A 20942-nucleotide genomic window follows, 5' to 3' on the forward strand; every position below is an offset into this window, starting at 1 on the left:
CTAATTATCCTCATTAAACCCGTTTGATTCACCAATGACATTCACCATGGTGTCAATACATGCTTTACTGGATGGCACTTTATAGAGTGCCCGGATGGCATCGGCGATATATTGATTAAGCTGGATCTCTGTCATGCTGTAAAACGGTAGCCCACATACAACTTCCTGACTGAGCGGGGTGTAACGCTCGGTCATGATGTTGAGAACAGCAACAGGATTATGTGGGATTGCCATTCCTACCGCCTCACTCAGTGTTTCCGCTGAATCAGCATCGCTGCCGGGAGCCAGTAACGCGGCAACCCTGAGCCAATCCGCACCACCTTTTCCGATCTCTCTGGTGACAAATTGCCATTCAGCTTCGTCATTGTCATACAGGCTTGATATGACGGCCTGTGCCCCCTTTTGCTTTATCTGCTCCGTTAATTGCTGTGTGGTGGGATGTGCCGCTACAATTATTGGAATAAAAAGCAAAGAACAGGCGAACACTATTTTCCTCATTGAGTTACCACCAGTATTGTATCACTGCTGTTTAGGATTTTTAGCCGGAGAGCCTCACCATCAATAATGATGCAACCTTTAGATGCAGTGTGCGCCCCGGATCTCATCCCACCATGAATTCGAAACTCACTGCGGCCATATGTATTTGTTCCCAGAATAGGGTCAAGAATAATGGTAACTTTTGTGACGGTGTCGTGAGCACCAGCAATCCTGTAATGTCCTTGAGGAATGGGACCAACGCTACTCTCACGCTCCATAGCGGGATTGTTTTCCCCCTGCCCTAGTCCACTATATCCTTTGGCAAAAAATGCTCCGTTATGCCTAAGCACGCCTGTGCTCTGACTATATTCCCAGCTCATGTAAATGCTCCTTGTTAATTGAAGCCATATTTCTTCAATCTCACTGTAAGCCTCTAGTAAGTTGCCGCCCAGCGCCGTCAGCTGGTGCTCCCCCTTCGGCAGCACATGTAAGTCATCATGCTAGCCATGTCAGCATGTTAAGTCTTTCGAACTAACCAAACTAACCAAACTAACCAGCCCCAATTAAAATCAGTCTTAGTGGCAACGCAGATAGCGTTATAGATACATCAATGCGCAGGAAGAGGCATTTTTTCCATTAGGCTAACACTCCTACTTTCTACGCCTGCATGACACTATTAATTAGGCTAAAAATGCTATTTTTTAATTATACTTTCTGGGAAAATATGGCTATTTAACACAAAGGAAATTTTCTGAGTTTTTGTCTATCCCATTCTTTAAATTATTGCAAATGTTATACCTGTCTCATAAAGGACCCATTTCCGCTTAGATATTTCTTTGCGGAAAGTATAAGGGTATTTAAAATTTTAACTACAGGGTAGTAAATACAGTAACAGGCCAAACATGGAGCAAGATCCGAATAAAATATGCAAAAACAGCGGGTTTTTAAAAAACGTTACATTCTCATACCGATTTTAATATTTCTCATATGGTTAGGATGGATTGTGTTTTTCATGACCTTCCCGGTAGAGCATGATTTATACAAGAAAGTTAAAGTTAACAACGCAGTAAACCTTTACGTTACCCAAGCTAGCGCAGGTGCTATGACATCATTTTCGTATCATTACTATCTGTATGATGCCAAAAAGAGCGATGCCGATTTTATGGATCATGTAAAAAATGAAACTGCGTTTATGGTAACCAATGATGACAAAGCCATCGCGGAGGTAAAAGAGGGGCAGCTCTACCTGCGCGTGCATGGCAATGTTTACTCATTCAGGAACGTGAGTGATAGCGTCGGGATTTACCTTGATGCCTCACCCTACTAAGCACCAGACTGCAAATTCTTCTCCATCTCATCCAGTGCCGCCTGGTTCTCCAGCCCCCACTGGTACATCTGCTCTATCGGTTCGGCAAAGTTCTTGCCCAGCGCAGTCAGTCGGTAATCTACCTTCGGCGGAATAACGTCATAGACATGCCGGGCGATGAGGCCGCGCTGCTCCAGCTCCTTCAGCGTTTGAAACAGCATCTTCTTGGAGATGCCCTCCAGGCTGCGCTGTAACTCCCCGGTACGCGCACGCTCGCCGGGCCAGTGGTAGAGCGCATGTAGCACCATCGTGCTCCATTTGACAGAGAAGAGATCCATCAGGCGGCGCGGAGGCGAGTCCGCATAAAACATCAGCTTGCCATCTACCCATGCAGGCATAATGAACTCTCCAGTTTACGGTCACCATTTGGTGACTACTATCAATACAGAACCAACTTTATTAAAGTCTGCCGCCTTCCTTGAATAAAAGCACCCTAATTCAGAGGCACGATGAAAATTAACGCATTAGTCGCGACGGACGCGGCGCAGCCCCTCTCCAGCAGCCAGATTGCGCTACGCCCGCTGCAACAGCAGGACGTGAAGATTGAGATCCTCTACTGCGGCGTCTGCCACTCCGATCTGCATATGGCACGTAACGAGTGGGCGGTGAGCCGCTATCCGCTGGTACCGGGCCATGAGATCGTTGGCCGCATCGTCGAGACCGGCACAGGGGTCGATAAGTTTAAAGCGGGTGATATCGTTGGCGTCGGCGTGATGGTTGACTCCTGCCGCGAGTGCCACTTCTGCAAGCAGCAGGAGGAGCAGTACTGCGAGGCAGGCTTCACGGCAACCTATAACGGCATAGATAAATATACCGGGGAGAGCACCTGGGGCGGCTACGCGCAAAACGTGGTAGTCGATCAGGATTTCGTGGTCTCGGTACCGCAGCACCTGCCCCTGTCGGGCGTGGCACCGATGCTCTGCGCGGGCGTGACGGTCTGGTCCCCGCTGCGCCACTATAACGTTCAGGCTGGTATGCGCGTTGGTGTCGTCGGCCTTGGCGGTCTGGGCCACATGGCCGTTAAGCTGGCAAGCGCGCTGGGTGCGGAATTAACTCTGTTTACCACCTCCCCGGAAAAAGGTGAGGATGCCCGCCGTCTCGGGGCACGTCATGTGGTTGTCTCCCGCGATGCCGCACAGATGGCAGCAGCCCAAACCACGCTGGATCTCATTATCGACTGCGTGGCTGCCCCACACGATCTCGATCCCTATCTGGCTACCTTGAAAACCAACGGTCGGCTGGTGCTGGTGGGCATTCCCGATCGTCCGCACCTGTCTCCTAACGTCACGCCGATGGTGTTCCGCCGCTTGAGCATCAGCGGCTCGTCGATCGGTAGCATCAAGGAAACTCAGGAGATGCTGGATTTCTGCGGCAAGCACAATATTACCGCCGACGTTGAGATGATCGCTGGGGAAGAGATCGAAACAGCCTTTGCGCACATGCTGAAAGGCGACGTGAAGTACCGGTTCGTGATCGATATGCAGCGAACCCGCTGGTAACGATTATCCTGGCATTTTGATAAGCAGGATGCGCTGATGAGAATCTGTTGTAATCATTGACAACAGACCTTCATGTTGTAATAATTTCCAACACGCATGGAGAGCGATTGAATGTCAGCAAAACTGTATAAGAAATTTACACGTTATCTGGATGAAAATGCATATATACAAGTACTTATATGGGAAGTCGATCCAGCCATTTTAGGAAGCAAACATGGTTTTAAGTACAGCATGGCCTATGTAGTCTCTGGTACTTGTGTGATGCGTTACGATAACGAGCGCGGCAAAGGCGATCATAAACACATTGGCGTTCATGAGTTCAATACGACCTTTATAAGTATCGACGGGCTGTTTGCTGATTTCCTTTCAGACGTCGAAACCATCCGTAAAGAGAAGGCATAACATGAAAATCGTAACGATTAAAATCGAAGCTATAAAAGATTTTTCGGCGAACGTGCTGTCTGCTCTGAACGCCGCAGCAGCAGGGGAACGAGGCGTGGGTGATGATGTGATTTCGTTTCCTTCATGGGAGGTGATGCATAAGACATTATCGCCCAACAGAATGGGAATATTACTCGCTATGGCTGGCTTCGGTGAAATGACGATCCGCGACATTGCTGCTCGGGTAGGTCGCGATATCAAAGGCGTCCATACGGATGTTACCGCCCTGCTGAATAATGGCTTACTGGAGAAAGGCGTTCGCGGCACGCTGTTTCCCTATGATGCGATCCATTTTGATTTTACTATCAGCGCCGCTGCTTAAAGAGATAAACGTACTGCCGCCCTCCATCACCAGAAGGCGGCATTTTGCCGGGTGGCGCTGCGCTTACTCGGCCAGCGTAGCGCTGTCGATGACGAAGCGGTACTTCACATCGCCTTTGATCATGCGCTCCCAGGCTTCGTTGATCTCATCGGCGCGGATCATCTCAATATCGGCCACAATCCCGTGCTCGGCGCAGAAGTCGAGCATCTCCTGAGTTTCCGGGATACCGCCAATCATCGAGCCGGCAATCGAGCGGCGCTTCATGATCAGGCTAAAGACTTCCGGGGATGGATGCGGGGTAGCCGGTGCGCCCACCAGGGTCATGGTGCCGTCACGCTTCAGTAAGGCGGTGAAGGCGTCGAGGTTGTGCGGCGCGGCCACGGTGTTGAGGATAAAATCAAAGCTCTTGGTGTGGGCCTGCATCTCTTCCGGGTTGCGGGAGACGACAACTTCATCCGCACCCAGCGCTTTTGCCGCTTCACGCTTGGACTCGGAGGTGGTGAACGCCACCACGTGCGCGCCCATCGCGTGTGCAATCTTGATCCCCATGTGACCCAGCCCGCCGATGCCGACCACGCCCACTTTTTTACCTGGGCCAGCCTGCCAGTGGCGCAGCGGTGAGTAGGTGGTGATCCCGGCGCAGAGCAGCGGCGCAACGGCGGCCAGCTGATCTTCCGGGTGTTTGATGCGCAGCACGTAGCGCTCGTGTACTACAATCTGCTGCGAATAGCCGCCAAGAGTATGGCCTGGGGCATCCTCCGTCGGACCGTTATAGGTGCCGACCATATGGTCGCAGTAGTTCTCCAGCCCTTCCTCACAATCTTCGCAGTGCTTACAGCTGTCAACGATACAGCCTACGCCAACCAGATCGCCCTCATTATGCCCGGTGACCTCTGAGCCAACGGCGGTAACGCGGCCAACGATCTCATGACCCGGAACGCAGGGGAACAGCGTCCCGGCCCACTCGGCGCGGGCCTGATGTACGTCCGAATGGCAAACCCCACAGTAGGCGATGGCAATCTGTACATCATGCGGGCCTGGCTCGCGACGGCTGATGTCCATCGGCTCGAGCGCCTGTGCGGCGGATAGTGCACCAATTGCTTTAATTTTCATGGTAATAGCCTCTAACGGAAGTAGACAGCGGTGAATGCGGTCATGTAAGAAAATTATGTCGCTAAAAATTCTACTCGGCTGGCATAATCTGACCAGTCAATAACGCTTAATACGCTTATGAGTTGGATTCATGAATGATAGTTCCCCTTCCCTCGCCGCGTGGCTGCCGCATTTTTTTGCCCAATGGCCGCGCCAGGGACTGGATACCCAGGCCAGAGAATCGCCCACCGTTGCAGTAGACACACAACAGCTTAGCGCCTTTTTTACTGACATAGAGCAGCCTCTTGCCGCTCTACGGCACGGAACCTTTACCTTCGATCCGTGGGAAGTGGCGAAGCTTGGCCGGAACGAGATGCGTAATAGCGCCGTGCTCGCCTGGCTGCTCGATCCGCACGGCAACCACGGTTTTGGCGATCTGCCGTTAAAGGCGCTACTTAGCGCCGTTCGGGAGTGCGGCAACGCAAACTTCCCGCAGAACGTTACCCGCTACTGTCGCGTAAACGTGGAGAAGTACCCCACCGGGGATGCAACCAACCGTGTTGATATCGAAATTGATGCCGATAACTTCTTTATGCTGATCGAAGTGAAGATAGGCGCTTACGAGCAGAAAGATCAGATTAGCCGCTACATCGGCGAGGCGAAAAAACGCGCCGGTGAGCACCCCTGGGCGGTGGTCTATCTCACCCCACAGGGACGCGTGCCGCTTAGCGCTGGCGAAGAGGCTGACGTTACCGACGTGCCCTGCCTCTCCTGGCGTCGCCTGGCTAGCGTAATGACTCAGGCGATGGAACCCACCCGGCGGCAGATTTTTGCCGCAGCGGAGATTTCCCCCGCTCGGCTGATAGCCGCCCATGCTGCATTTTGCTTTCTTGACCGTATGCGTCAGTTTTAACAGGAACTGTTATGTCACCCACCAATAATGAAGAGCGTCAGGCAGGTAATCTCCTGCTTTCCCAACTGAAGATGTTTAACGAAGCTACCGTCTTCTTTAAACGGCAGCTCAACCCGGCGATTTGGCAAGGGATCGACCTCTGCGCCAACGATTTTATTTCGAAGAAAGGTTGGGGCGGAAAAGCTGACTATGCCAGGTCTGGCGTTTTCTGGTTAGCGCCAAAAAAATGGGATATTGACGGCACTGATTACAAATATTTTTATGAGAGCTTTAGTACCCGGAGCGATCAACACGATTATGAACTGGCACTGCTCACCGGCTGCTGCGCAGAGCAGGAACATTTTTTTGGCTTTCGCTTTCATCCTTCGAAAGCCATTTTTGGCCCCGACAAAAATCTCAAGTCGATGATCAGCAATATTGACCCGGCCCTCCGCATGGAATTAGACAATCTTAACTTCCGGGACTTAGGCAAAGGTATGTTCTTCCTGCCGGTTACGCTCGATATCAACATGATGGCCGAATGCTGGCAGGATAACGGCGAGTTCCCACCCGATCATGAACTCTTTGCCCCACTGCGCAACGCCCTGGAGACCCTGGAAAAAGCCATCTCGATTTTTGATACTATTTTTGCCGCGGCGAATGATAATCTCTAGCGAAACGGTACTATTTCCTGTTCTCTTAACAACAACTACGCTTGAGTTAACTACCCAGGCGCACAGCGAAACGCCATGAACAAACCTATCAAACGGCTTGAGATCATAAAGAACGCCATTGAGCTGGAGGATGAGGTCATCATCCATAGCCAGCTTGGCTGGCTGCAAAGCAACGCTCAGGATCCTGAGCTGGCGTTTATCGTTGCGGCGCTGGAGCAGAAAAACTACTCCGCGGCGTTACAGGCTATCGCCGCCTGGCTACAGAGCCAGCGGGCAGTGACCCAGTGGCACGATCCGCAGGTAGCAGCCAGCAAGCTGGAGCTTAAGGCGCTGGAGGAGCAGATGCGGGAGCTGATCGATAAGCGCAACGCCCGCATTCAGATCCTCGACGACTTTAACGACAGCTATATGAAACGTCTCGGGCCGCTAATGACGCAGATCCTGCGCCTGCGTCAGGCGCTGGCGGAGGCCACGCTGCGCAGGCAACAGGCAGAGGCCCGGCGACGGGAGGCGGACTACCTGCGCTGCCAGCAGTATATGGCTCAGGCCGTTGAAGAGCTGGCTTCATTAACCCAGCGCTGGCGTAGCCTGCCTGCCAGTTCATCGCAGGCGGCGGAGACTCGCCGTCGCGTCCAGCAGCAAAACGCTCTGATCGCCTCTCTGCTGGCGGAAGCCCAGGAGCTGGAGAAAGGACTCACCCGCGAAGAGGAGCCGGCCCGCCAGGCGCGGGACGAGGCGCGTCAGGAGTATGAGGAGTACCAGGAGCAGCAGCACGATGCTCAGGCACGCTTTAGCTTTGAGCAGAGGCTCTCTCAGGACGAGCGTCAGGAGCTGAAAAAGCTGTGGCGGCAGGCGAGTAAGCTGTGCCACCCGGATCTGGTGGATGCCGAGCTGAAAGATGAAGCTAACGCCATGATGGTCCAGCTTAACCAGGCCCGGCAGCGCGGCGACGTAGCCGCCGTCCGCTCGCTCTTCGCCCGTCTGCAAAAAGGGTTGGGACCGCTGATGGCCAGCGACAGGCTCAACGATCTGACCCGTCTGCGGGCAAGGATTGCAGAGGTCAAGGGGCATATCACCGGGCTGCTGGCGGAGCTTAGCAAGCTGGAGGGCGAGAGCGCCTGGCAGCTGGTCTCTTCCCTACAGGATCAGGAGGGGTATTTCGTGCAGCAGGAGAAAGCCCTGGCGGAGGTGCGCACCTCGCTGGAAAGACAGGTCAGCGAGGCGCAGTACGACGCGGTTGCCTGACGCCGTTATTTATCGTGCCAGTAGGCGGCAGCACGTACCAGCTGCGGATCGATAGCGTCAGTCTCAAATCGGCGGCTGACGTTTTTCACAATCTTCCCTTCCCCGGTGAGCCAGATAAAGTAGTCCTCCTGCGGGACGCTCACCTGCGCCAGACGCTGGTTTAGCACCTCTTCGCTGTGGCCAACAATCCACTCGATAGCAAACTCATCCAGATGCGCCAGATAATCCTTATAGCGCTCGTCGCCAATGGTGACAATGGCCGTCACCTGCGGACGTACCGCCAGCTGACGCAGCGCTTCCAGGCGACGGCGCAGGGCGGGCATGCCGCTCTCGTCGCAGGCGTAGAGCTGCCAGGCGTAATCTTCCGGCACCACCAGTGAACCACGCGGCCCGCCGATGGTCAGGGTATCTCCCACCTGCGCGTTCTCGGCCCAGCGGCTGGCGACGCCGCCGTCGTGGATGAAAAAGTCGAGGCTCAGCTCGTGACGGGCTTCGTCGTAGAGCGGCGTATAGTCGCGCGAGGCCGGGCGCACGCCGTCGCCCCAGACAATGCCCTCTTCCGTTACCGTCGGCGGCACAAACGTCTGTCCCGGCTCAGGGAAAAATACTTTCGTGTGATCGTCAAAGCCCCGGCTGTTAAAGCCCGCCAGCGCCTCTCCCCCCAGCACGATGCGCTGGAAACCTGCGCCGATGCGCTCCACGCGCAGCACCGTCAGTTCGCGGAAGCGCAGCTCGTTGCGCACGCGCTGCGGATAACGTCGATCTTGTTTCGTCATGTTAGCCATCCCAAGTGGAATACGATATATCTAAATAAATTTTAAATGATAATGATTGCTACTTAGGAAGAATGCAAGAATTTTTTTGATAGCGTTAGACAAGCAGTCATTCCGCCATGTAGACTTACTTTAGACATAATTTAGATATATCAATTAAAGAAGGTTAGAACCATGCGCCATACCCATGAAGATCGTCCCCACCATCATCACGGCCACGGCGGACGCCGTCAGCGCTTCTTCGGCCACGGCGAGCTACGGCTGGTGGTATTAGATATCCTGACCCGCAACGCCAGCCACGGCTATGAGCTGATCAAAGAGATCGAAAACCTGACCCAGGGCCACTACACCCCCAGCCCCGGCGTGATCTATCCGACCCTCGACTTCCTGCAGGAGCAGGCGTTCATTGAGATTAGCGAAGAGGAGAGCGGGCGTAAGAAGATTGCCATTACCGAGGCAGGCCAGCAGTGGCTGGAGGAGAATCAGGAGCATCTCCTGCATATTCAGGAGCGGATCAAAGCACGTGGCGTCGGGCACCAGCTGCGTAAAAATCCGCAGATGAAACGCGCCCTGGATAACTTCAAGGCCGTGCTGGATCTGAAGGTGAACCATGAAGAGATTAGCGCCGCCCAGCTGAAGCAGATCATTGGCGTGATCGACCGGGCAGCGCTGGAGATTTCCCAGATGGATTAAGCGGTCGCCTCTGTATGGCTGATGCGGAACACCTTGATCAGCCCCTTCAGATGCTGGGCCTGATCGTTCAGCGACGCCGCTGCCGCCACGGACTCCTCTACCAGGCTGGAGTTCTGCTGGGTAGTGGCGTCGATCAGGCCAATAGCGCTGTTAATCTGCGAGATCCCTTCCGTCTGCTCATGGCTGGCATGGCCGATCTGCCGCAGGATGGTGTCCATCTCTTCAACGTTACTCACCATGCCGTTGATCAGCCCGCCTGCTTTTTCCACCAGCGCCATGCCTTCTCGCGCCTGGGTCGTGGAGTCTTCAATAAGCTGGCGGATCTCATTCGCCGACGAGGCGCTTTTCTGCGCCAGCTGGCGAACTTCACCGGCTACCACCGCAAAACCGCGCCCGTGTTCGCCTGCGCGTGCGGCTTCAACCGCCGCGTTGAGCGCCAGAATATTGGTCTGGAAAGCGATAGCGTCAATCAGGTTGATGATGTCGGACATGCGGCTGGAGGTGTCATTAATGACGCGCATCTTCTCCGTCACCTGCTTCATCATCGCGCCGTTGTTTTTTACCACCGTCGCCGCGTCAGCGGAGAGCTGAGTCGCTTCGGTAGTATGGCTGGCGGTATTTTTCACCGTGGCGGTGATCTGCTCCATTGAGGCCGCGGTCTGCTCCACGGAGCTGGCCTGCTCTTCGGTACGGGCCGCCAGGTCCTGGTTACCGGCAACGATCTGCGCGGCGGCGCTGGAGATATTCTCTGACCCGAACTGCACCTCCTGCACAATTTCCAGCAGGCGGGTCTTCATGGCCATCAGGGCATTCAGCAGCACGCCGGTCTCGTCCCGATGTTTAACGTCAATCGAGTGGGTGAGATCCCCGGCGGCAATCGCCTCCGCCAGATCCACCGCCTGCCGCAGCGGGCGGGTAATGGCACGCACAATAAAGGTTCCCATCAGCACGGCGATAGCGATACCGATCACTGTCAGCAGGATCAGCATCAGGCGGTTAGTGTTAAAGTCGCTATCCACCTGTTTACCCGCCTCGCGCATCCGCGCATCCTGAATCGCGATCAGCTCCAGAACCTTCTGCGTATAGGCGTTCTGGATGGGCACGGTAGTATTCATCATCTCCTGAACGGCCGCTTCCCGGTTGCCGACTTTTACCGCCTCTAAAATACGAAAGCGGGAGTCGAGGTACTGCTGCCGTATTCCGCGCAGCTCGGTGAGGATCTTCTGCGCCTGCGGCTCGTCCAGCTGTTTCGTCAGCGAGTCCAGCAGCACCGTGATTTCGCCGCTGATGGCGGTCAGCTGCTGCTGCATGCTTTCACTCCACTTCCCTTCGCTATCCAGCAGCATCAGCTGTTGGGTGCTGACGAAGGTCTGAAATCTTTCGATAAGGTGGTTGGCTTTTACCGTGGTGGGATAATCACTGTTCACGATAGTCTGCATGCCGTTATTTGCACGATTCAGGCTAAATAGTGAGAGGCAGGAACTTGCAACCATTAAGAGAATAAAGAACCCGAACGCCAGAAATAACTTTGTGCCGATCTTTACGTCATGTAAGAACATATATACTCCATCAAGGTGATTATCTCTATGACGATCACGTTATCGGTAACGGTTCCGCTAACTTTATGACTTTGATCGTTTTTATACTGGATAATTCCGGTGATGGATAGGCGGAGGCTATTAATTGTGGATCATCGATCGTTATATGACCGTAAGTAGCACGATTTAACAAATAGATTAAAAATTAATTACACCATCGCAAAAAAACCGCCTGATTGATAACAACCAGGCGGCTTAAATTAAAAGTGGTTAATTAATGCAGGACGGTAACGGCATCTTCCAGGCGGTTAGCGCGATGCTTAACCATCGCAGAGATCTGTGCACTCTCCTCCACCAGCTCGGCATTTTTTTGCGTGATGCCGTCCAGCTCGGCCACCGCCCGGGTTAGCTCCGACAGCCCGGTAGCCTGCTCAGAGGTAGAGTGGCTGATCTGGGCAATCAGACGCGTGACGTTTTTCACCTGCTCCACGATATCATCCATAGTACGCCCGGCGGCGTGAACCTGATCCGCGCCGGACTGCACCTTACTGGCGCTGGCATCAATCAGCTTGCGGATATCATTCGCCGCGTTGGCGCTGCGGTTTGCCAGGTGACGAACCTCCCCGGCCACCACGGCAAAGCCTTTGCCCTGCTCCCCGGCGCGAGCCGCTTCAACCGCCGCGTTGAGCGCCAGGATATTGGTCTGGAAAGCGATATCATTAATAAGCGAGGTGATAGAGCCGATACGCTGCGTGCTGTCAGCAATGTCATCCATGGTTTTCACCACCGTCTGCATCGCCTCCCCGCCTTCGCTCGCGGCCGTGCTGGCCTCCATCGATAGCTTATCGACTTCGGCAGCGGTTTCGGAGTTGCTCTGTACCGAGGCCGCCATCTGGTTCATGGTTGCCACGGTCTGCTGAACGTTGGTGACCGTCTGGCGGGTGCGGTCGTTGAGATCTTCATTGCCCTGTGCCAGGCGATCGCTGCCGTTACGCACGCTGGCTACCTGACTGGAAATATCATTAATTAACCAGCGGCACATCAGGCCCAGCTGGCCGACCGCGCGCAGGGTGAGACCCAGCTCGTCGCTGCGGTTCAGATGATCGACGCTGTTCCGCTCGCCAGTGGCGACCTTCAGCGCCTGACGCGCCACGTTCTCTACCGGACGGACAATCTGCTGTTCAAACAGCCATGTGCCGAGCAGCATCACCACCGCGCTGGCCGCCAGCGCGCTCCATCCGGCATGGCTTAGCATGAGCGAGGCCGCCAGCAGCGCAAACAGCACCGCCATCACCCCACGGACCCGCCAGCGCAGCGGCATGGCTGGCAGTCTGCCGAGCCAGCCCTTACGCACCACCAGACCTTTGTGGATGCGCCTGTTGCAGCGTCCTTCATTCAGCGCCTTGTAGAGCGGCTCAACTGCGGCAATCTCTTCTGGCGTTGCCCGGTTACGGATCGACATATAGCCCGTTGTTTTGCCGTTGCGCACCACCGGCACCGCGTTAGCCCGCACCCAGTAGTGATCGCCATTTTTACGGCGGTTTTTGACGATCCCACTCCACGGCTCCCCCTGCTGGAGCGTGTACCACATGTCGGCAAAGGCCGCTTTCGGCATGTCCGGATGGCGTACCAGATTGTGCGGCTGACCCAGCAGCTCGTTGAGCGTATAGCCGCTTACCTGAACAAAGGTGTCGTTAGTGTGGGTCATGTAGCTTTGCAGATCGGTGGTGGACATCAGAGTGGTGTCATCGTCCAGCGGGTACTCGTTCTGGGTGACATTGCGTTGAGAGGACATGGCGGGCATTCCTTGCAGGTGTTATATGTTAATTTTTTGGACTAATCTTTTTTCGGCGGTAAAAAATTTATCTTTAGTTGTTAAAACCGATCGCGATCGCAAAATGATGCTAAACCGCACTTTTTATACGCTTTTCTAATATATTGATTTAGAATACTTTCGCTGAGAAACTACCTAAAAAGGCTTATTCGATCTGCCCGCTTTTGCGGCATCTTCTGCACTAATCTGGTGCAGATAACCACGTAAGCCCGCAAAATAGCTCGTAAAAAGCCCAGCGGTTATCTACGGTTGACATAATTTGGCATGATTAAATTTTGTGCAGCCCTGTTTTGACCTGGCGTTTATCCCGATTTTTGCTACCCATGCCGAAGTGGCGTAATCCCTGCAATAATTTATGCAGTATCGCGTGATACGCCATCCCCGGGAGCTTATTTTGAACAGGTTACCTTCCAGCGCATCGGCCCTCGCCTGCAGCGCACACGCCCTGAATCTCATTGAGAAGCGAACGCTTGATCATGAGGAGATGAAAGAACTTAACCGAGAGGTGATTGATTACTTTAAAGAGCATGTAAATCCTGGATTCTTAGAGTACCGCAAGTCTGTTACTGCTGGCGGGGATTACGGAGCCGTAGAGTGGCAAGCAGGAAGTCTGAATACGCTTGTCGACACCCAGGGACAGGAGTTTTTAGACTGCCTGGGTGGATTTGGCATCTTTAACGTGGGGCACCGTAATCCAGTTGTGGTTTCCGCCGTACAAAATCAGCTCGCGAAACAACCGCTTCACAGTCAGGAGCTGCTCGATCCGCTCCGGGCCATGCTGGCAAAAACCCTCGCTGCCCTTGCACCGGGCAAACTCAAGTACAGCTTCTTTAGCAATAGCGGCACCGAGTCCGTGGAGGCTGCCCTCAAGCTGGCGAAGGCGTATCAGTCGCCGCGCGGGAAGTTTACCTTCGTCGCCACCAGCGGCGCATTCCACGGCAAGTCCCTCGGAGCGCTGTCAGCGACGGCGAAATCTGCCTTCCGTAAACCCTTTATGCCGCTGCTGCCGGGCTTCCGCCATGTTCCCTTTGGTGATATTGAGGCCATGCGCACGCTGCTATCCGAGTGCCATAAAACCGGCGATGACGTGGCGGCAGTGATCCTCGAGCCGATTCAGGGCGAAGGCGGCGTGATCCTGCCGCCAACGGGATACCTGCCTGCCGTGCGTAAGCTGTGCGATGAGTTTGGCGCGCTGCTGATCTTTGATGAAGTCCAGACCGGCATGGGCCGTACCGGTAAAATGTTTGCCTGCGAGCATGAGAACGTGCAGCCCGATATCCTCTGCCTTGCTAAGGCGCTTGGCGGCGGCGTGATGCCTATCGGCGCGACGATTGCTACCGAAGAGGTCTTCTCGGTGCTGTTTGACAACCCCTTCCTGCACACTACCACCTTTGGCGGCAACCCGCTGGCCTGTGCCGCGGCACTGGCAACCATTAACGTGCTGCTGGAGGAGAACCTGCCGGCGCAGGCCGAGCAGAAAGGCGACATGTTGCTGGATGGCTTCCGCCTGCTGGCGCGTCAGTACCCCGAGCTGGTGTACGACGTGCGCGGCAAAGGGATGCTGATGGCAATTGAGTTTGTCGATAACGAGAGCGGATATAACTTTGCCAGCGAGATGTTCCGCCAGCGCGTGCTGGTGGCGGGTACGCTGAATAATGCAAAAACAATTCGTATCGAACCGCCGTTAACCCTGACGGTTGAGCAGTGCGAGCAAGTGCTGAAAGCCGCCGGGCTGGCGCTGGCGGCGCTGAGCGTCTCGACTGAAAAAGCCTAACTACGTTGGTCCCCGTCTGCGGATGGGGACCGACGCCATTCTTTGAATCTCATCACAACTGTTTCACGCCCCTTTTCCCTTTTATCCTGCGACCGCTAAATTAGAACTCATCCGACCACATAACAATAATTTTATACTGGAAGAGACAATGCGCTATTCGTCGCTGTTTGCCCCCCTCGATCTGGGCTTTACCACTCTAAAAAACCGCGTGCTGATGGGCTCAATGCATACCGGCCTCGAAGAGCGTCCCGACGGCCCTGAGCGCCTCGCCGCCTTCTACGCCGAACGTGCTCGACACGGCGTGGCGTTGATTGTCACCGGCGGCGTGGCTCCGGCGCTCTCCGGCGTAACGATGGCGGGCGGCGCGGCGCTGTGCGATGCCAGCCAGCTTCCACATCACCAATTGGTTACCGGGGCGGTGCATCAGGAGGGAGGTAAAATCGCCCTCCAGATCCTGCACACCGGGCGCTACAGCTATCAGCCGCAGCTGGTGGCTCCCTCGGCTATTCGGGCGCCCATTAACCGATTTACCCCCCATGCCTTGACCCACGATGAGATCCTCGCCCTGATCGACGATTTTGCCCGCTGCGCCCTGCTTGCCCGGGAAGCGGGCTACGACGGGGTGGAGATCATGGGTTCTGAGGGATACCTGATTAACGAGTTTCTCGCGGCCCGTACCAACCAGCGCGAGGATGAGTGGGGAGGCGATTATAGCCGCCGAATGCGTTTTGCTACTGAGGTGGTACGCGCCGTACGCCAGCGCGTGGGGAACGATTTTATTATTATCTACCGCCTGTCGATGCTTGATCTGGTTGAGGGCGGCGGCACCTTCGAGGAGACGGTGCAGCTGGCAAAAGCCGTGGAGGCAGCTGGCGCAACTATCATCAATACCGGGATCGGCTGGCACGAGGCGCGCATTCCTACCATCGCCACGCCGGTACCGCGCGCTGCCTTTAGCTGGGTGACGCGCAAGCTAAAGGGCCACGTCTCGGTGCCGCTGATCACCACCAACCGGATTAACGATCCCGGCGTTGCCGACGAGGTGCTGGCGCGCGGCGATGCGGATATGGTTTCCATGGCCCGCCCCTTTCTGGCCGATGCGGAGATCCTGTCGAAGGCGCAGAGCGGTCGCGAGGCGGAGATCAATACCTGCATCGGCTGCAACCAGGCCTGCCTCGATCAGATTTTTGCTGGCAAGGTCACATCCTGCCTCGTCAATCCCCGCGCCTGCCATGAGACGCTGATGCCGATCGTTCCGGCAGTAAAAGCGAAAAAGCTGGCGGTGGTCGGTGCAGGTCCTGCGGGTCTGGCCTTTGCGGTGAACGCTGCCCAGCGCGGCCATCAGGTGACGCTGTTTGATGCTGGAGCAGAGATCGGCGGCCAGTTTAATATCGCTAAACAGATCCCTGGCAAAGAGGAGTTCTACGAAACGCTGCGCTACTACCGGCGGATGATCGATATGACCGGTATCCGCTTGCAGCTTAACCGGCTGGTGGGCGCAGAGGATCTTATCGACTTTGATGAGACGATCCTCGCCTGCGGCATTGAGCCACGGATCCCGCCGATCGAGGGGATCGATCATCCGAAGGTGCTGACCTACCTGGCAGTGCTGCGCGACAAGGTGCCGGTGGGCGCGAAGGTGGCGATCATCGGCTGCGGCGGCATCGGCTTTGATACTGCCATGTACCTGAGCCAGCCGGGAGAGCCATCCAGCCAGAACATTGCCGAGTTTTGCGTGGAGTGGGGAATCGATACCAGTCTGCAACAGGTGGGCGGGCTGCGTCCCGAGGGAGCGCTGCAGCCTAAAAGTCCAAGGCAGATTGTGATGCTTCAGCGCAAGCCAGGTAAACCCGGCGAGGGGCTGGGGAAAACCACCGGCTGGATCCACCGCGCTACGCTACTGTCGCGTGGAGTGAAGATGATCCCGGCGGTGAGCTACCAGAAGATCGACGACGAGGGGCTGCACGTACTGATCGACGGCGAACCGCAGCTGCTGGCGGTGGATCACGTTGTACTCTGCGCAGGTCAGGAGCCGCGCCGGGATCTGGCCGATCCGCTGTACGCGGCGGGAAAAACGGTGCATCTGATTGGCGGCTGTGACGTGGCGATGGAACTGGACGCCCGCCGCGCCATCGCCCAGGGGACAAAGTTAGCGTTGGCAATTTAACACATGCCCGGTAGCGCTGAGCTTACCGGGCTAACTTCCAAAAATTAACGCCTGCGCGCCAGCTTCACCGCCTTCAGCACCACAAACTTGCTGTTGGTAGCAATGGTAGTGCAGTTGCCAAAGATCTTCTTCAGCTTGTGGAAGTAGTCGAGGTGACGGTTGGCGACAATATACAGCTCGCCGTTAGTTTTCAGGCAGCGGCGGGCGTGGTGGAACATCTCCCAGGCGATATGATCCGTCAGGGCGTGTTTCTGATGAAACGGCGGGTTGCAGAACACCGCGTTGAAGCGGTACGGCTCCACGCCGGAAAGCGCGTTGTTGATCATAAATTCACTGCGATCCAGCGCCTCGGGCAGATTGGTCTCAACGTTCAGGCGGCTGGAGGCCACCGCCATCGGGGATTCATCCACAAATACCACCTGCGCCTCAGGGTTCTTCTCCAGCAGGGTCAGGCCAATCACGCCGTTACCACAGCCGAGATCGACAATCTCCCCCTCCAGGTTTTCAGGCAGGTGCTGAAGGAAGAAGCGCGCGCCAATATCCAGCCCGGTACGGGAGAAGACGTTAGCGTGGTTATGGATAGTCCACGGCGTACCGTCCAGCTTCCAGCTCAGGGTCTCCGGCGCATCGTTCAGCGCAGGCGCATTGAAGGTGCAGTTCACCAGCCGTGCCTTTTTCCATGCCAGCGTGGTGGTGGTCGGGCCGAGAACCTTCTCAAACAGCTCCAGCGTAGAGTTGTGAATATCGCGGGCCTTGGTGCCGGCGATGATCCGCGTCTCTGGCGTCACGACCTTACGCAGAGCGCGCAGCTGCTGCTCAAGCAGTGCGAGGGTTTTCGGGATCTTGATCAGCACCACGCCCGGCGCGGCCGGATAGGCGGCGGTGCTGTCGAGAAAGGTCACGCTGCCCTCATCCAGCTCGTTATGACGCAGGTTCTCCCGGGTCGCCAGCTCGCTCAGGTAGGAGTCGCCAATGCTGAACGGCTTATGCTCCACCAGCGCGCAGGCCAGCGCACCAAAGTGATCGTTAAAAATCAGGACCGGGCCGCTGATTTCGGTTTCGTCCAGCTGCTGCAGCAGATACTCATCGGCCGCTTCCCACGCCTGCAGCGGGTTGACGTCGTCCGTTTCCGGAAAACGCTTTAAGTTTAGTGAACGGAAACCGTTGTCTGAATGGCTCATCGGCCCTCCTGGATGGTAAAATTCGGTGTTCTCCCCTGAGCGGGGGCGTGAGTATACCCTTTTTTAACTCTTATCGCGGGGCAATATTGAGCAATCTTCTCTATCTTCAGGGCTATCCGGAAAATCTGCTGGCCCAGGTGCAGTCGCTCATTGCGCAAAACCGTCTCGGTGAGGTGCTGGAGAAGCGCTATCCGGGCCAGCACAGCGTCACCACCGACAAGGCGCTGTATAGCTATATCCAGGATCTCAAAAGCGAGTTCCTGCGCAACGCGCCGCCGATCAATAAGGTGGCCTACGACAACAAGATCCACGTTCTCAAGAACGCTCTGGGTCTGCATACCGCCGTCTCCCGGGTACAGGGCGGCAAGCTAAAAGCCAAGGCGGAGATCCGCATCGCCACCGTGTTTCGCAGCGCGCCGGAGCCGTTCTTGCGCATGATCGCTGTCCACGAGCTGGCGCACCTGAAGGAGAAGGAGCATGACAAAGCCTTCTACCAGCTCTGCTGCTATATGGAGCCGCAGTACCACCAGCTGGAGTTCGACACTCGCCTGTGGCTGACGCACCGCTCGCTTAGCGATTTTGCGCAATAGCGCACTCGTTTTGTCATCCTGACATGCTACATTGGGTGGACTGTCCCCGATGGAGCATAAAGGATTTATGATACGTTTCGCAGTCGTTGGCACCAACTGGATCACCCGCCAGTTCGTTGATGCCGCCCATGAGACCGGCAAGCTAAAGCTGACCGGCGTTTACTCCCGCAGCCTTGAGCAGGCCGAGCACTTTGCCAGCGATTACCCCGTCGAGCACCTCTTTACCTCCCTCGACGCCCTGGCTCAGAGTGACGCTATCGATGCGGTCTATGTCGCCAGCCCGAACTCCCTACACTTCCCGCAGACCCAGCTCTTTTTGCGGCATAAAAAGCATGTGATCTGCGAGAAGCCGCTGGCTTCAAATCTGCAGGAGGTCGAGGCGGCCATTGCGGTTGCGCGGGAAAACGGCGTGGTGCTGTTTGAAGCCTTTAAGACCGGCGCGCTGCCCAACTTTCAGCTGGTGCAGCAGTCGCTGCCGAAGGTAGGCAAGCTGCGGAAGGTGTTCTTTAACTACTGCCAGTACTCCTCGCGCTATCCGCGCTACCTCAACGGTGAGAATCCCAATACCTTTAATCCGGCTTTCTCTAACGGCTCGATCATGGATATCGGCTTCTACTGCCTGGCATCGGCGGTCGCGCTGTGGGGCGAGCCGCAGAGCGTGCAGGCCACCGCCAGCCTGCTGCCGAGCGGCGTGGACGGTCACGGCGTAGCGGTGCTGAACTATGGCGACTTCAGCGTCACCCTACAGCACTCAAAGGTTAGCGACTCCTCGCTGGCGAGCGAGATTCAGGGGGAAGATGGCGCGCTGGTGATTGAACAGCTTTCCGAATGTCAGCGGGTATCGTTTGTGCCCCGCGGCGGTAAGCCGCAGGAGATCACCCAGCCACAGCATATCAACACCATGCTCTATGAAGCGGAGCTGTTTGCCCAACGGGTGGATGAGAACGCGGTTAACCACGCTGGCCTGGAGGTGAGCCGCATTACTGCGAAGCTGCTCACCGAGATCCGTCGCCAGACCGGCGTGGTTTTCCCGGCGGACGCCGCCGCCCAGCTCGACCTGCCGGCGTAAAGGTATGTAAAACCGGAGGGGGCTGACGTTGACGCCCTCTCTACTCTGACATATTTTGTTACTAGCAAAGGGGAGTAACTTCTTCGCCGGCAGGTCGTCATTACGATGCGTTTACGCATCCGGTCGCTGGGCATCCTGAGAAGGATGTAAGTGAGACCTTGCCGAAAGGCGAGGCCCTGTGCATCTAAAAACAAGCGGCTGCCGTCTTTCGACGTTGGCCGTTTTTGTTTTTACTGCAAGGAACTCTCTATGAATAGTGTCGGCACACCGCTCCTGTGGGGCGGATTCGCTGTAGTCGTTGTGATCATGCTGGCTATCGACCTTCTGCTTCATGGCCGTCGTGGCACCCATACCATGACCATGAAACAGGCGGCCGGTTGGTCGATCCTGTGGGTCACCCTCTCACTGCTGTTTAACGCTGCTTTCTGGTGGTATCTCGCTTCGACCGAAGGTCGGGCGGTAGCCGATCCACAGGCGCTCGCCTTCCTCACCGGCTACCTGATTGAAAAGGCGCTGGCGGTGGATAACGTCTTTGTCTGGCTGATGCTATTTAGCTACTTCTCTATTCCGCCTGCCCTGCAACGCCGGGTGCTGATCTACGGCGTGCTGGGCGCAATTGTGCTGCGTACCATCATGATCTTTGCCGGTAGCTGGCTGATCTCCCAGTTCGAGTGGCTGCTCTACGTCTTCGGTGCCTTCCTGCTCTTCACCGGGGTCAAAATGGCGCTGGCGAAAGAGGACGAGGCCGGGATTGGCGACAAGCCGATGGTGCGCTGGCTGCGCGGCCATCTGCGCATGACCGATACCATTGAGAACGAGCACTTTTTTGTGCGGCACAACGGCCTGCTGTATGCCACGCCGCTGCTGCTGGTGCTGATCCTCGTCGAGCTGAGCGACGTGATCTTCGCCGTTGATAGCATCCCGGCGATCTTTGCCGTCACTACCGACCCGTTTATCGTGCTGACCTCGAACCTGTTCGCGATCCTCGGCCTGCGTGCGATGTACTTCCTGCTGGCAGGCGTGGCGGAGCGCTTTGCGATGCTGAAGTATGGTCTGTCGGTGATCCTGGTGTTTATCGGTATCAAAATGCTGATTGTCGATTTCTACCACATCCCAATCGCCATCTCACTGGGCGTAGTGGGTGGGATCCTGGCGGTGACCCTGCTGATCAACGCCTGGGTTAACCATCAGAACGACAAGAAGCAGCGAGTCTCATAATGATTACGCCGGGCGGCGTGAGCGCCGCCCGGAAAAATGTAAATACTTAGTTAAAAAATATGACGCAACACGTAAAATCCAGCACGTTGCACTTCCC

21 protein-coding genes are annotated in these 20942 nt (G+C 55.8%); 13 read left to right on the forward strand and 8 right to left on the reverse strand.

Going from position 1 to position 20942, the window contains the following annotated elements:
- Entirely contained in the window at nucleotides 1-486 is a 486-nt protein-coding gene (locus tag RTN40_RS12545) for a hypothetical protein (RefSeq protein WP_312228753.1), read from the reverse strand.
- A gap of 8 nt (nucleotides 487-494) precedes the next feature.
- The gene (locus tag RTN40_RS12550; RefSeq protein WP_312228754.1) at nucleotides 495-857 is read right to left on the reverse strand and encodes a tlde1 domain-containing protein; all 363 of its coding nucleotides are present in this window, start codon (nucleotides 855-857) and stop codon (nucleotides 495-497) included.
- A 632-nt stretch (nucleotides 858-1489) separates the two neighbouring features.
- On the opposite strand from RTN40_RS12550, the gene RTN40_RS12555 reads away from it, so the two are divergent.
- Nucleotides 1490-1804 carry a hypothetical protein gene (locus RTN40_RS12555; protein WP_312228755.1) on the forward strand — a complete coding sequence of 105 codons (315 nt, stop codon included), beginning with the start codon at nucleotides 1490-1492 and terminating at the stop codon, nucleotides 1802-1804.
- On the opposite strand, the gene RTN40_RS12560 is transcribed toward RTN40_RS12555, so the two are convergent.
- Nucleotides 1801-2181 (reverse strand): helix-turn-helix domain-containing protein, encoded by a 381-nt coding sequence (locus tag RTN40_RS12560; protein ID WP_312228756.1) that lies wholly within the window; start codon nucleotides 2179-2181, stop codon nucleotides 1801-1803. The genes RTN40_RS12555 and RTN40_RS12560 overlap by 4 nt on opposite strands.
- Nucleotides 2182-2292: 111 nt before the next feature.
- On the opposite strand from RTN40_RS12560, the gene RTN40_RS12565 reads away from it, so the two are divergent.
- The 3 genes from RTN40_RS12565 to RTN40_RS12575 all read left to right on the forward strand — a co-directional run bounded on the left by RTN40_RS12565 (nucleotide 2293) and on the right by RTN40_RS12575 (nucleotide 4105).
- Complete coding sequence (locus RTN40_RS12565; protein ID WP_312228757.1) at nucleotides 2293-3342, forward strand: NAD(P)-dependent alcohol dehydrogenase; 1050 nt, start codon at nucleotides 2293-2295, stop codon at nucleotides 3340-3342.
- Between the two features lie 111 nt (nucleotides 3343-3453).
- The gene (locus tag RTN40_RS12570; RefSeq protein ID WP_312212054.1) at nucleotides 3454-3744 is read left to right on the forward strand and encodes a DUF6516 family protein; all 291 of its coding nucleotides are present in this window, start codon (nucleotides 3454-3456) and stop codon (nucleotides 3742-3744) included.
- A gap of 1 nt (nucleotide 3745) precedes the next feature.
- Entirely contained in the window at nucleotides 3746-4105 is a 360-nt protein-coding gene (locus RTN40_RS12575; RefSeq protein ID WP_312228758.1) for a glycosyl transferase family 1, read from the forward strand.
- Between the two features lie 63 nt (nucleotides 4106-4168).
- Here the strand turns inward: RTN40_RS12575 and RTN40_RS12580 are convergent, their stop codons facing one another.
- Nucleotides 4169-5218 (reverse strand): NAD(P)-dependent alcohol dehydrogenase, encoded by a 1050-nt coding sequence (locus RTN40_RS12580; protein ID WP_312228759.1) that lies wholly within the window; start codon nucleotides 5216-5218, stop codon nucleotides 4169-4171.
- A 130-nt stretch (nucleotides 5219-5348) separates the two neighbouring features.
- Between RTN40_RS12580 and RTN40_RS12585 the strand changes: the two genes are divergently transcribed.
- From RTN40_RS12585 to RTN40_RS12595, 3 genes are all read left to right on the forward strand, one after another.
- A complete protein-coding gene (locus RTN40_RS12585; protein WP_312228760.1) occupies nucleotides 5349-6110 on the forward strand; it encodes a PD-(D/E)XK nuclease family protein in 762 nt (253 codons plus the stop codon).
- Between the two features lie 11 nt (nucleotides 6111-6121).
- Nucleotides 6122-6763, forward strand: coding sequence for a hypothetical protein (locus RTN40_RS12590; protein ID WP_312228761.1), 642 nt, complete (start codon nucleotides 6122-6124; stop codon nucleotides 6761-6763).
- Nucleotides 6764-6838: 75 nt separating this feature from the next.
- Nucleotides 6839-8008: a DNA repair protein gene (locus RTN40_RS12595; RefSeq protein WP_312228762.1), complete on the forward strand. Its 1170-nt coding sequence runs from the start codon at nucleotides 6839-6841 to the stop codon at nucleotides 8006-8008.
- A 5-nt stretch (nucleotides 8009-8013) separates the two neighbouring features.
- Here RTN40_RS12595 and RTN40_RS12600 read toward each other — a convergent pair whose 3' ends face one another.
- Nucleotides 8014-8784, reverse strand: coding sequence for a siderophore-interacting protein (locus RTN40_RS12600; protein ID WP_312228763.1), 771 nt, complete (start codon nucleotides 8782-8784; stop codon nucleotides 8014-8016).
- Between the two features lie 171 nt (nucleotides 8785-8955).
- Here RTN40_RS12600 and RTN40_RS12605 point away from each other — a divergent pair, with 171 nt between their 5' ends.
- Nucleotides 8956-9474, forward strand: a complete 519-nt coding sequence (locus tag RTN40_RS12605) for a PadR family transcriptional regulator (RefSeq protein WP_312228764.1) — start codon at nucleotides 8956-8958, stop codon at nucleotides 9472-9474.
- On the opposite strand, the gene RTN40_RS12610 is transcribed toward RTN40_RS12605, so the two are convergent.
- Nucleotides 9471-11033, reverse strand: a complete 1563-nt coding sequence (locus RTN40_RS12610) for a methyl-accepting chemotaxis protein (protein WP_312228765.1) — start codon at nucleotides 11031-11033, stop codon at nucleotides 9471-9473. The genes RTN40_RS12605 and RTN40_RS12610 overlap by 4 nt on opposite strands.
- A 253-nt stretch (nucleotides 11034-11286) precedes the next feature.
- On the reverse strand, nucleotides 11287-12807 hold the full coding sequence (locus RTN40_RS12615; RefSeq protein ID WP_312228766.1) for a methyl-accepting chemotaxis protein: 1521 nt from the start codon (nucleotides 12805-12807) through the stop codon (nucleotides 11287-11289).
- Between the two features lie 433 nt (nucleotides 12808-13240).
- On the opposite strand from RTN40_RS12615, the gene ygjG reads away from it, so the two are divergent.
- Both ygjG and RTN40_RS12625 read left to right on the forward strand, forming a co-directional pair.
- Nucleotides 13241-14620 (forward strand): putrescine aminotransferase, encoded by a 1380-nt coding sequence (gene ygjG / locus RTN40_RS12620; RefSeq protein WP_312228767.1) that lies wholly within the window; start codon nucleotides 13241-13243, stop codon nucleotides 14618-14620.
- Nucleotides 14621-14768: 148 nt separating this feature from the next.
- The gene (locus RTN40_RS12625) at nucleotides 14769-16787 is read left to right on the forward strand and encodes an NADPH-dependent 2,4-dienoyl-CoA reductase (RefSeq protein WP_312228768.1); all 2019 of its coding nucleotides are present in this window, start codon (nucleotides 14769-14771) and stop codon (nucleotides 16785-16787) included.
- 44 nt (nucleotides 16788-16831) lie between these two features.
- On the opposite strand, the gene rlmG is transcribed toward RTN40_RS12625, so the two are convergent.
- Nucleotides 16832-17968: a 23S rRNA (guanine(1835)-N(2))-methyltransferase RlmG gene (rlmG, locus tag RTN40_RS12630; protein WP_312228769.1), complete on the reverse strand. Its 1137-nt coding sequence runs from the start codon at nucleotides 17966-17968 to the stop codon at nucleotides 16832-16834.
- Nucleotides 17969-18054: 86 nt separating this feature from the next.
- On the opposite strand from rlmG, the gene RTN40_RS12635 reads away from it, so the two are divergent.
- The 3 genes from RTN40_RS12635 (at nucleotide 18055) to RTN40_RS12645 (ending at nucleotide 20845) form a co-directional block, all read left to right on the forward strand.
- Nucleotides 18055-18558, forward strand: coding sequence for a YgjP-like metallopeptidase domain-containing protein (locus tag RTN40_RS12635; RefSeq protein ID WP_268109169.1), 504 nt, complete (start codon nucleotides 18055-18057; stop codon nucleotides 18556-18558).
- A 67-nt stretch (nucleotides 18559-18625) separates the two neighbouring features.
- Entirely contained in the window at nucleotides 18626-19627 is a 1002-nt protein-coding gene (locus tag RTN40_RS12640; protein ID WP_312228770.1) for a Gfo/Idh/MocA family oxidoreductase, read from the forward strand.
- Between the two features lie 249 nt (nucleotides 19628-19876).
- The gene (locus RTN40_RS12645; RefSeq protein ID WP_312212040.1) at nucleotides 19877-20845 is read left to right on the forward strand and encodes a TerC family protein; all 969 of its coding nucleotides are present in this window, start codon (nucleotides 19877-19879) and stop codon (nucleotides 20843-20845) included.
- Nucleotides 20846-20942 lie beyond the last annotated feature (97 nt).

Origin of the sequence: Pseudescherichia sp., assembly GCF_031987975.1 — a bacterium.
In the GTDB taxonomy this organism is placed as follows: Bacteria; Pseudomonadota; Gammaproteobacteria; order Enterobacterales; family Enterobacteriaceae; genus Pseudescherichia.

What these genes read in the sequence shown, in the direction of transcription:
- RTN40_RS12585 (WP_312228760.1), top strand. Translation starts at nt 5,349, where the DNA reads ATGAATGATAGTTCCCCTTCCCTCGCCGCGTGGCTGCCGCATTTTTTT.
- RTN40_RS12565 (WP_312228757.1), top strand. Translation starts at nt 2,293, where the DNA reads ATGAAAATTAACGCATTAGTCGCGACGGACGCGGCGCAGCCCCTCTCC.
- RTN40_RS12605 (WP_312228764.1), top strand. Translation starts at nt 8,956, where the DNA reads ATGCGCCATACCCATGAAGATCGTCCCCACCATCATCACGGCCACGGC.
- RTN40_RS12640 (WP_312228770.1), top strand. Translation starts at nt 18,626, where the DNA reads ATGATACGTTTCGCAGTCGTTGGCACCAACTGGATCACCCGCCAGTTC.
- rlmG (WP_312228769.1), bottom strand. Translation starts at nt 17,968, where the DNA reads ATGAGCCATTCAGACAACGGTTTCCGTTCACTAAACTTAAAGCGTTTT.
- RTN40_RS12595 (WP_312228762.1), top strand. Translation starts at nt 6,839, where the DNA reads ATGAACAAACCTATCAAACGGCTTGAGATCATAAAGAACGCCATTGAG.
- RTN40_RS12590 (WP_312228761.1), top strand. Translation starts at nt 6,122, where the DNA reads ATGTCACCCACCAATAATGAAGAGCGTCAGGCAGGTAATCTCCTGCTT.
- RTN40_RS12575 (WP_312228758.1), top strand. Translation starts at nt 3,746, where the DNA reads ATGAAAATCGTAACGATTAAAATCGAAGCTATAAAAGATTTTTCGGCG.
- RTN40_RS12625 (WP_312228768.1), top strand. Translation starts at nt 14,769, where the DNA reads ATGCGCTATTCGTCGCTGTTTGCCCCCCTCGATCTGGGCTTTACCACT.
- RTN40_RS12580 (WP_312228759.1), bottom strand. Translation starts at nt 5,218, where the DNA reads ATGAAAATTAAAGCAATTGGTGCACTATCCGCCGCACAGGCGCTCGAG.
- RTN40_RS12560 (WP_312228756.1), bottom strand. Translation starts at nt 2,181, where the DNA reads ATGCCTGCATGGGTAGATGGCAAGCTGATGTTTTATGCGGACTCGCCT.
- RTN40_RS12610 (WP_312228765.1), bottom strand. Translation starts at nt 11,033, where the DNA reads ATGTTCTTACATGACGTAAAGATCGGCACAAAGTTATTTCTGGCGTTC.
- RTN40_RS12555 (WP_312228755.1), top strand. Translation starts at nt 1,490, where the DNA reads ATGACCTTCCCGGTAGAGCATGATTTATACAAGAAAGTTAAAGTTAAC.
- RTN40_RS12570 (WP_312212054.1), top strand. Translation starts at nt 3,454, where the DNA reads ATGTCAGCAAAACTGTATAAGAAATTTACACGTTATCTGGATGAAAAT.
- RTN40_RS12600 (WP_312228763.1), bottom strand. Translation starts at nt 8,784, where the DNA reads ATGACGAAACAAGATCGACGTTATCCGCAGCGCGTGCGCAACGAGCTG.
- RTN40_RS12615 (WP_312228766.1), bottom strand. Translation starts at nt 12,807, where the DNA reads ATGTCCTCTCAACGCAATGTCACCCAGAACGAGTACCCGCTGGACGAT.
- RTN40_RS12645 (WP_312212040.1), top strand. Translation starts at nt 19,877, where the DNA reads ATGAATAGTGTCGGCACACCGCTCCTGTGGGGCGGATTCGCTGTAGTC.
- RTN40_RS12550 (WP_312228754.1), bottom strand. Translation starts at nt 857, where the DNA reads ATGAGCTGGGAATATAGTCAGAGCACAGGCGTGCTTAGGCATAACGGA.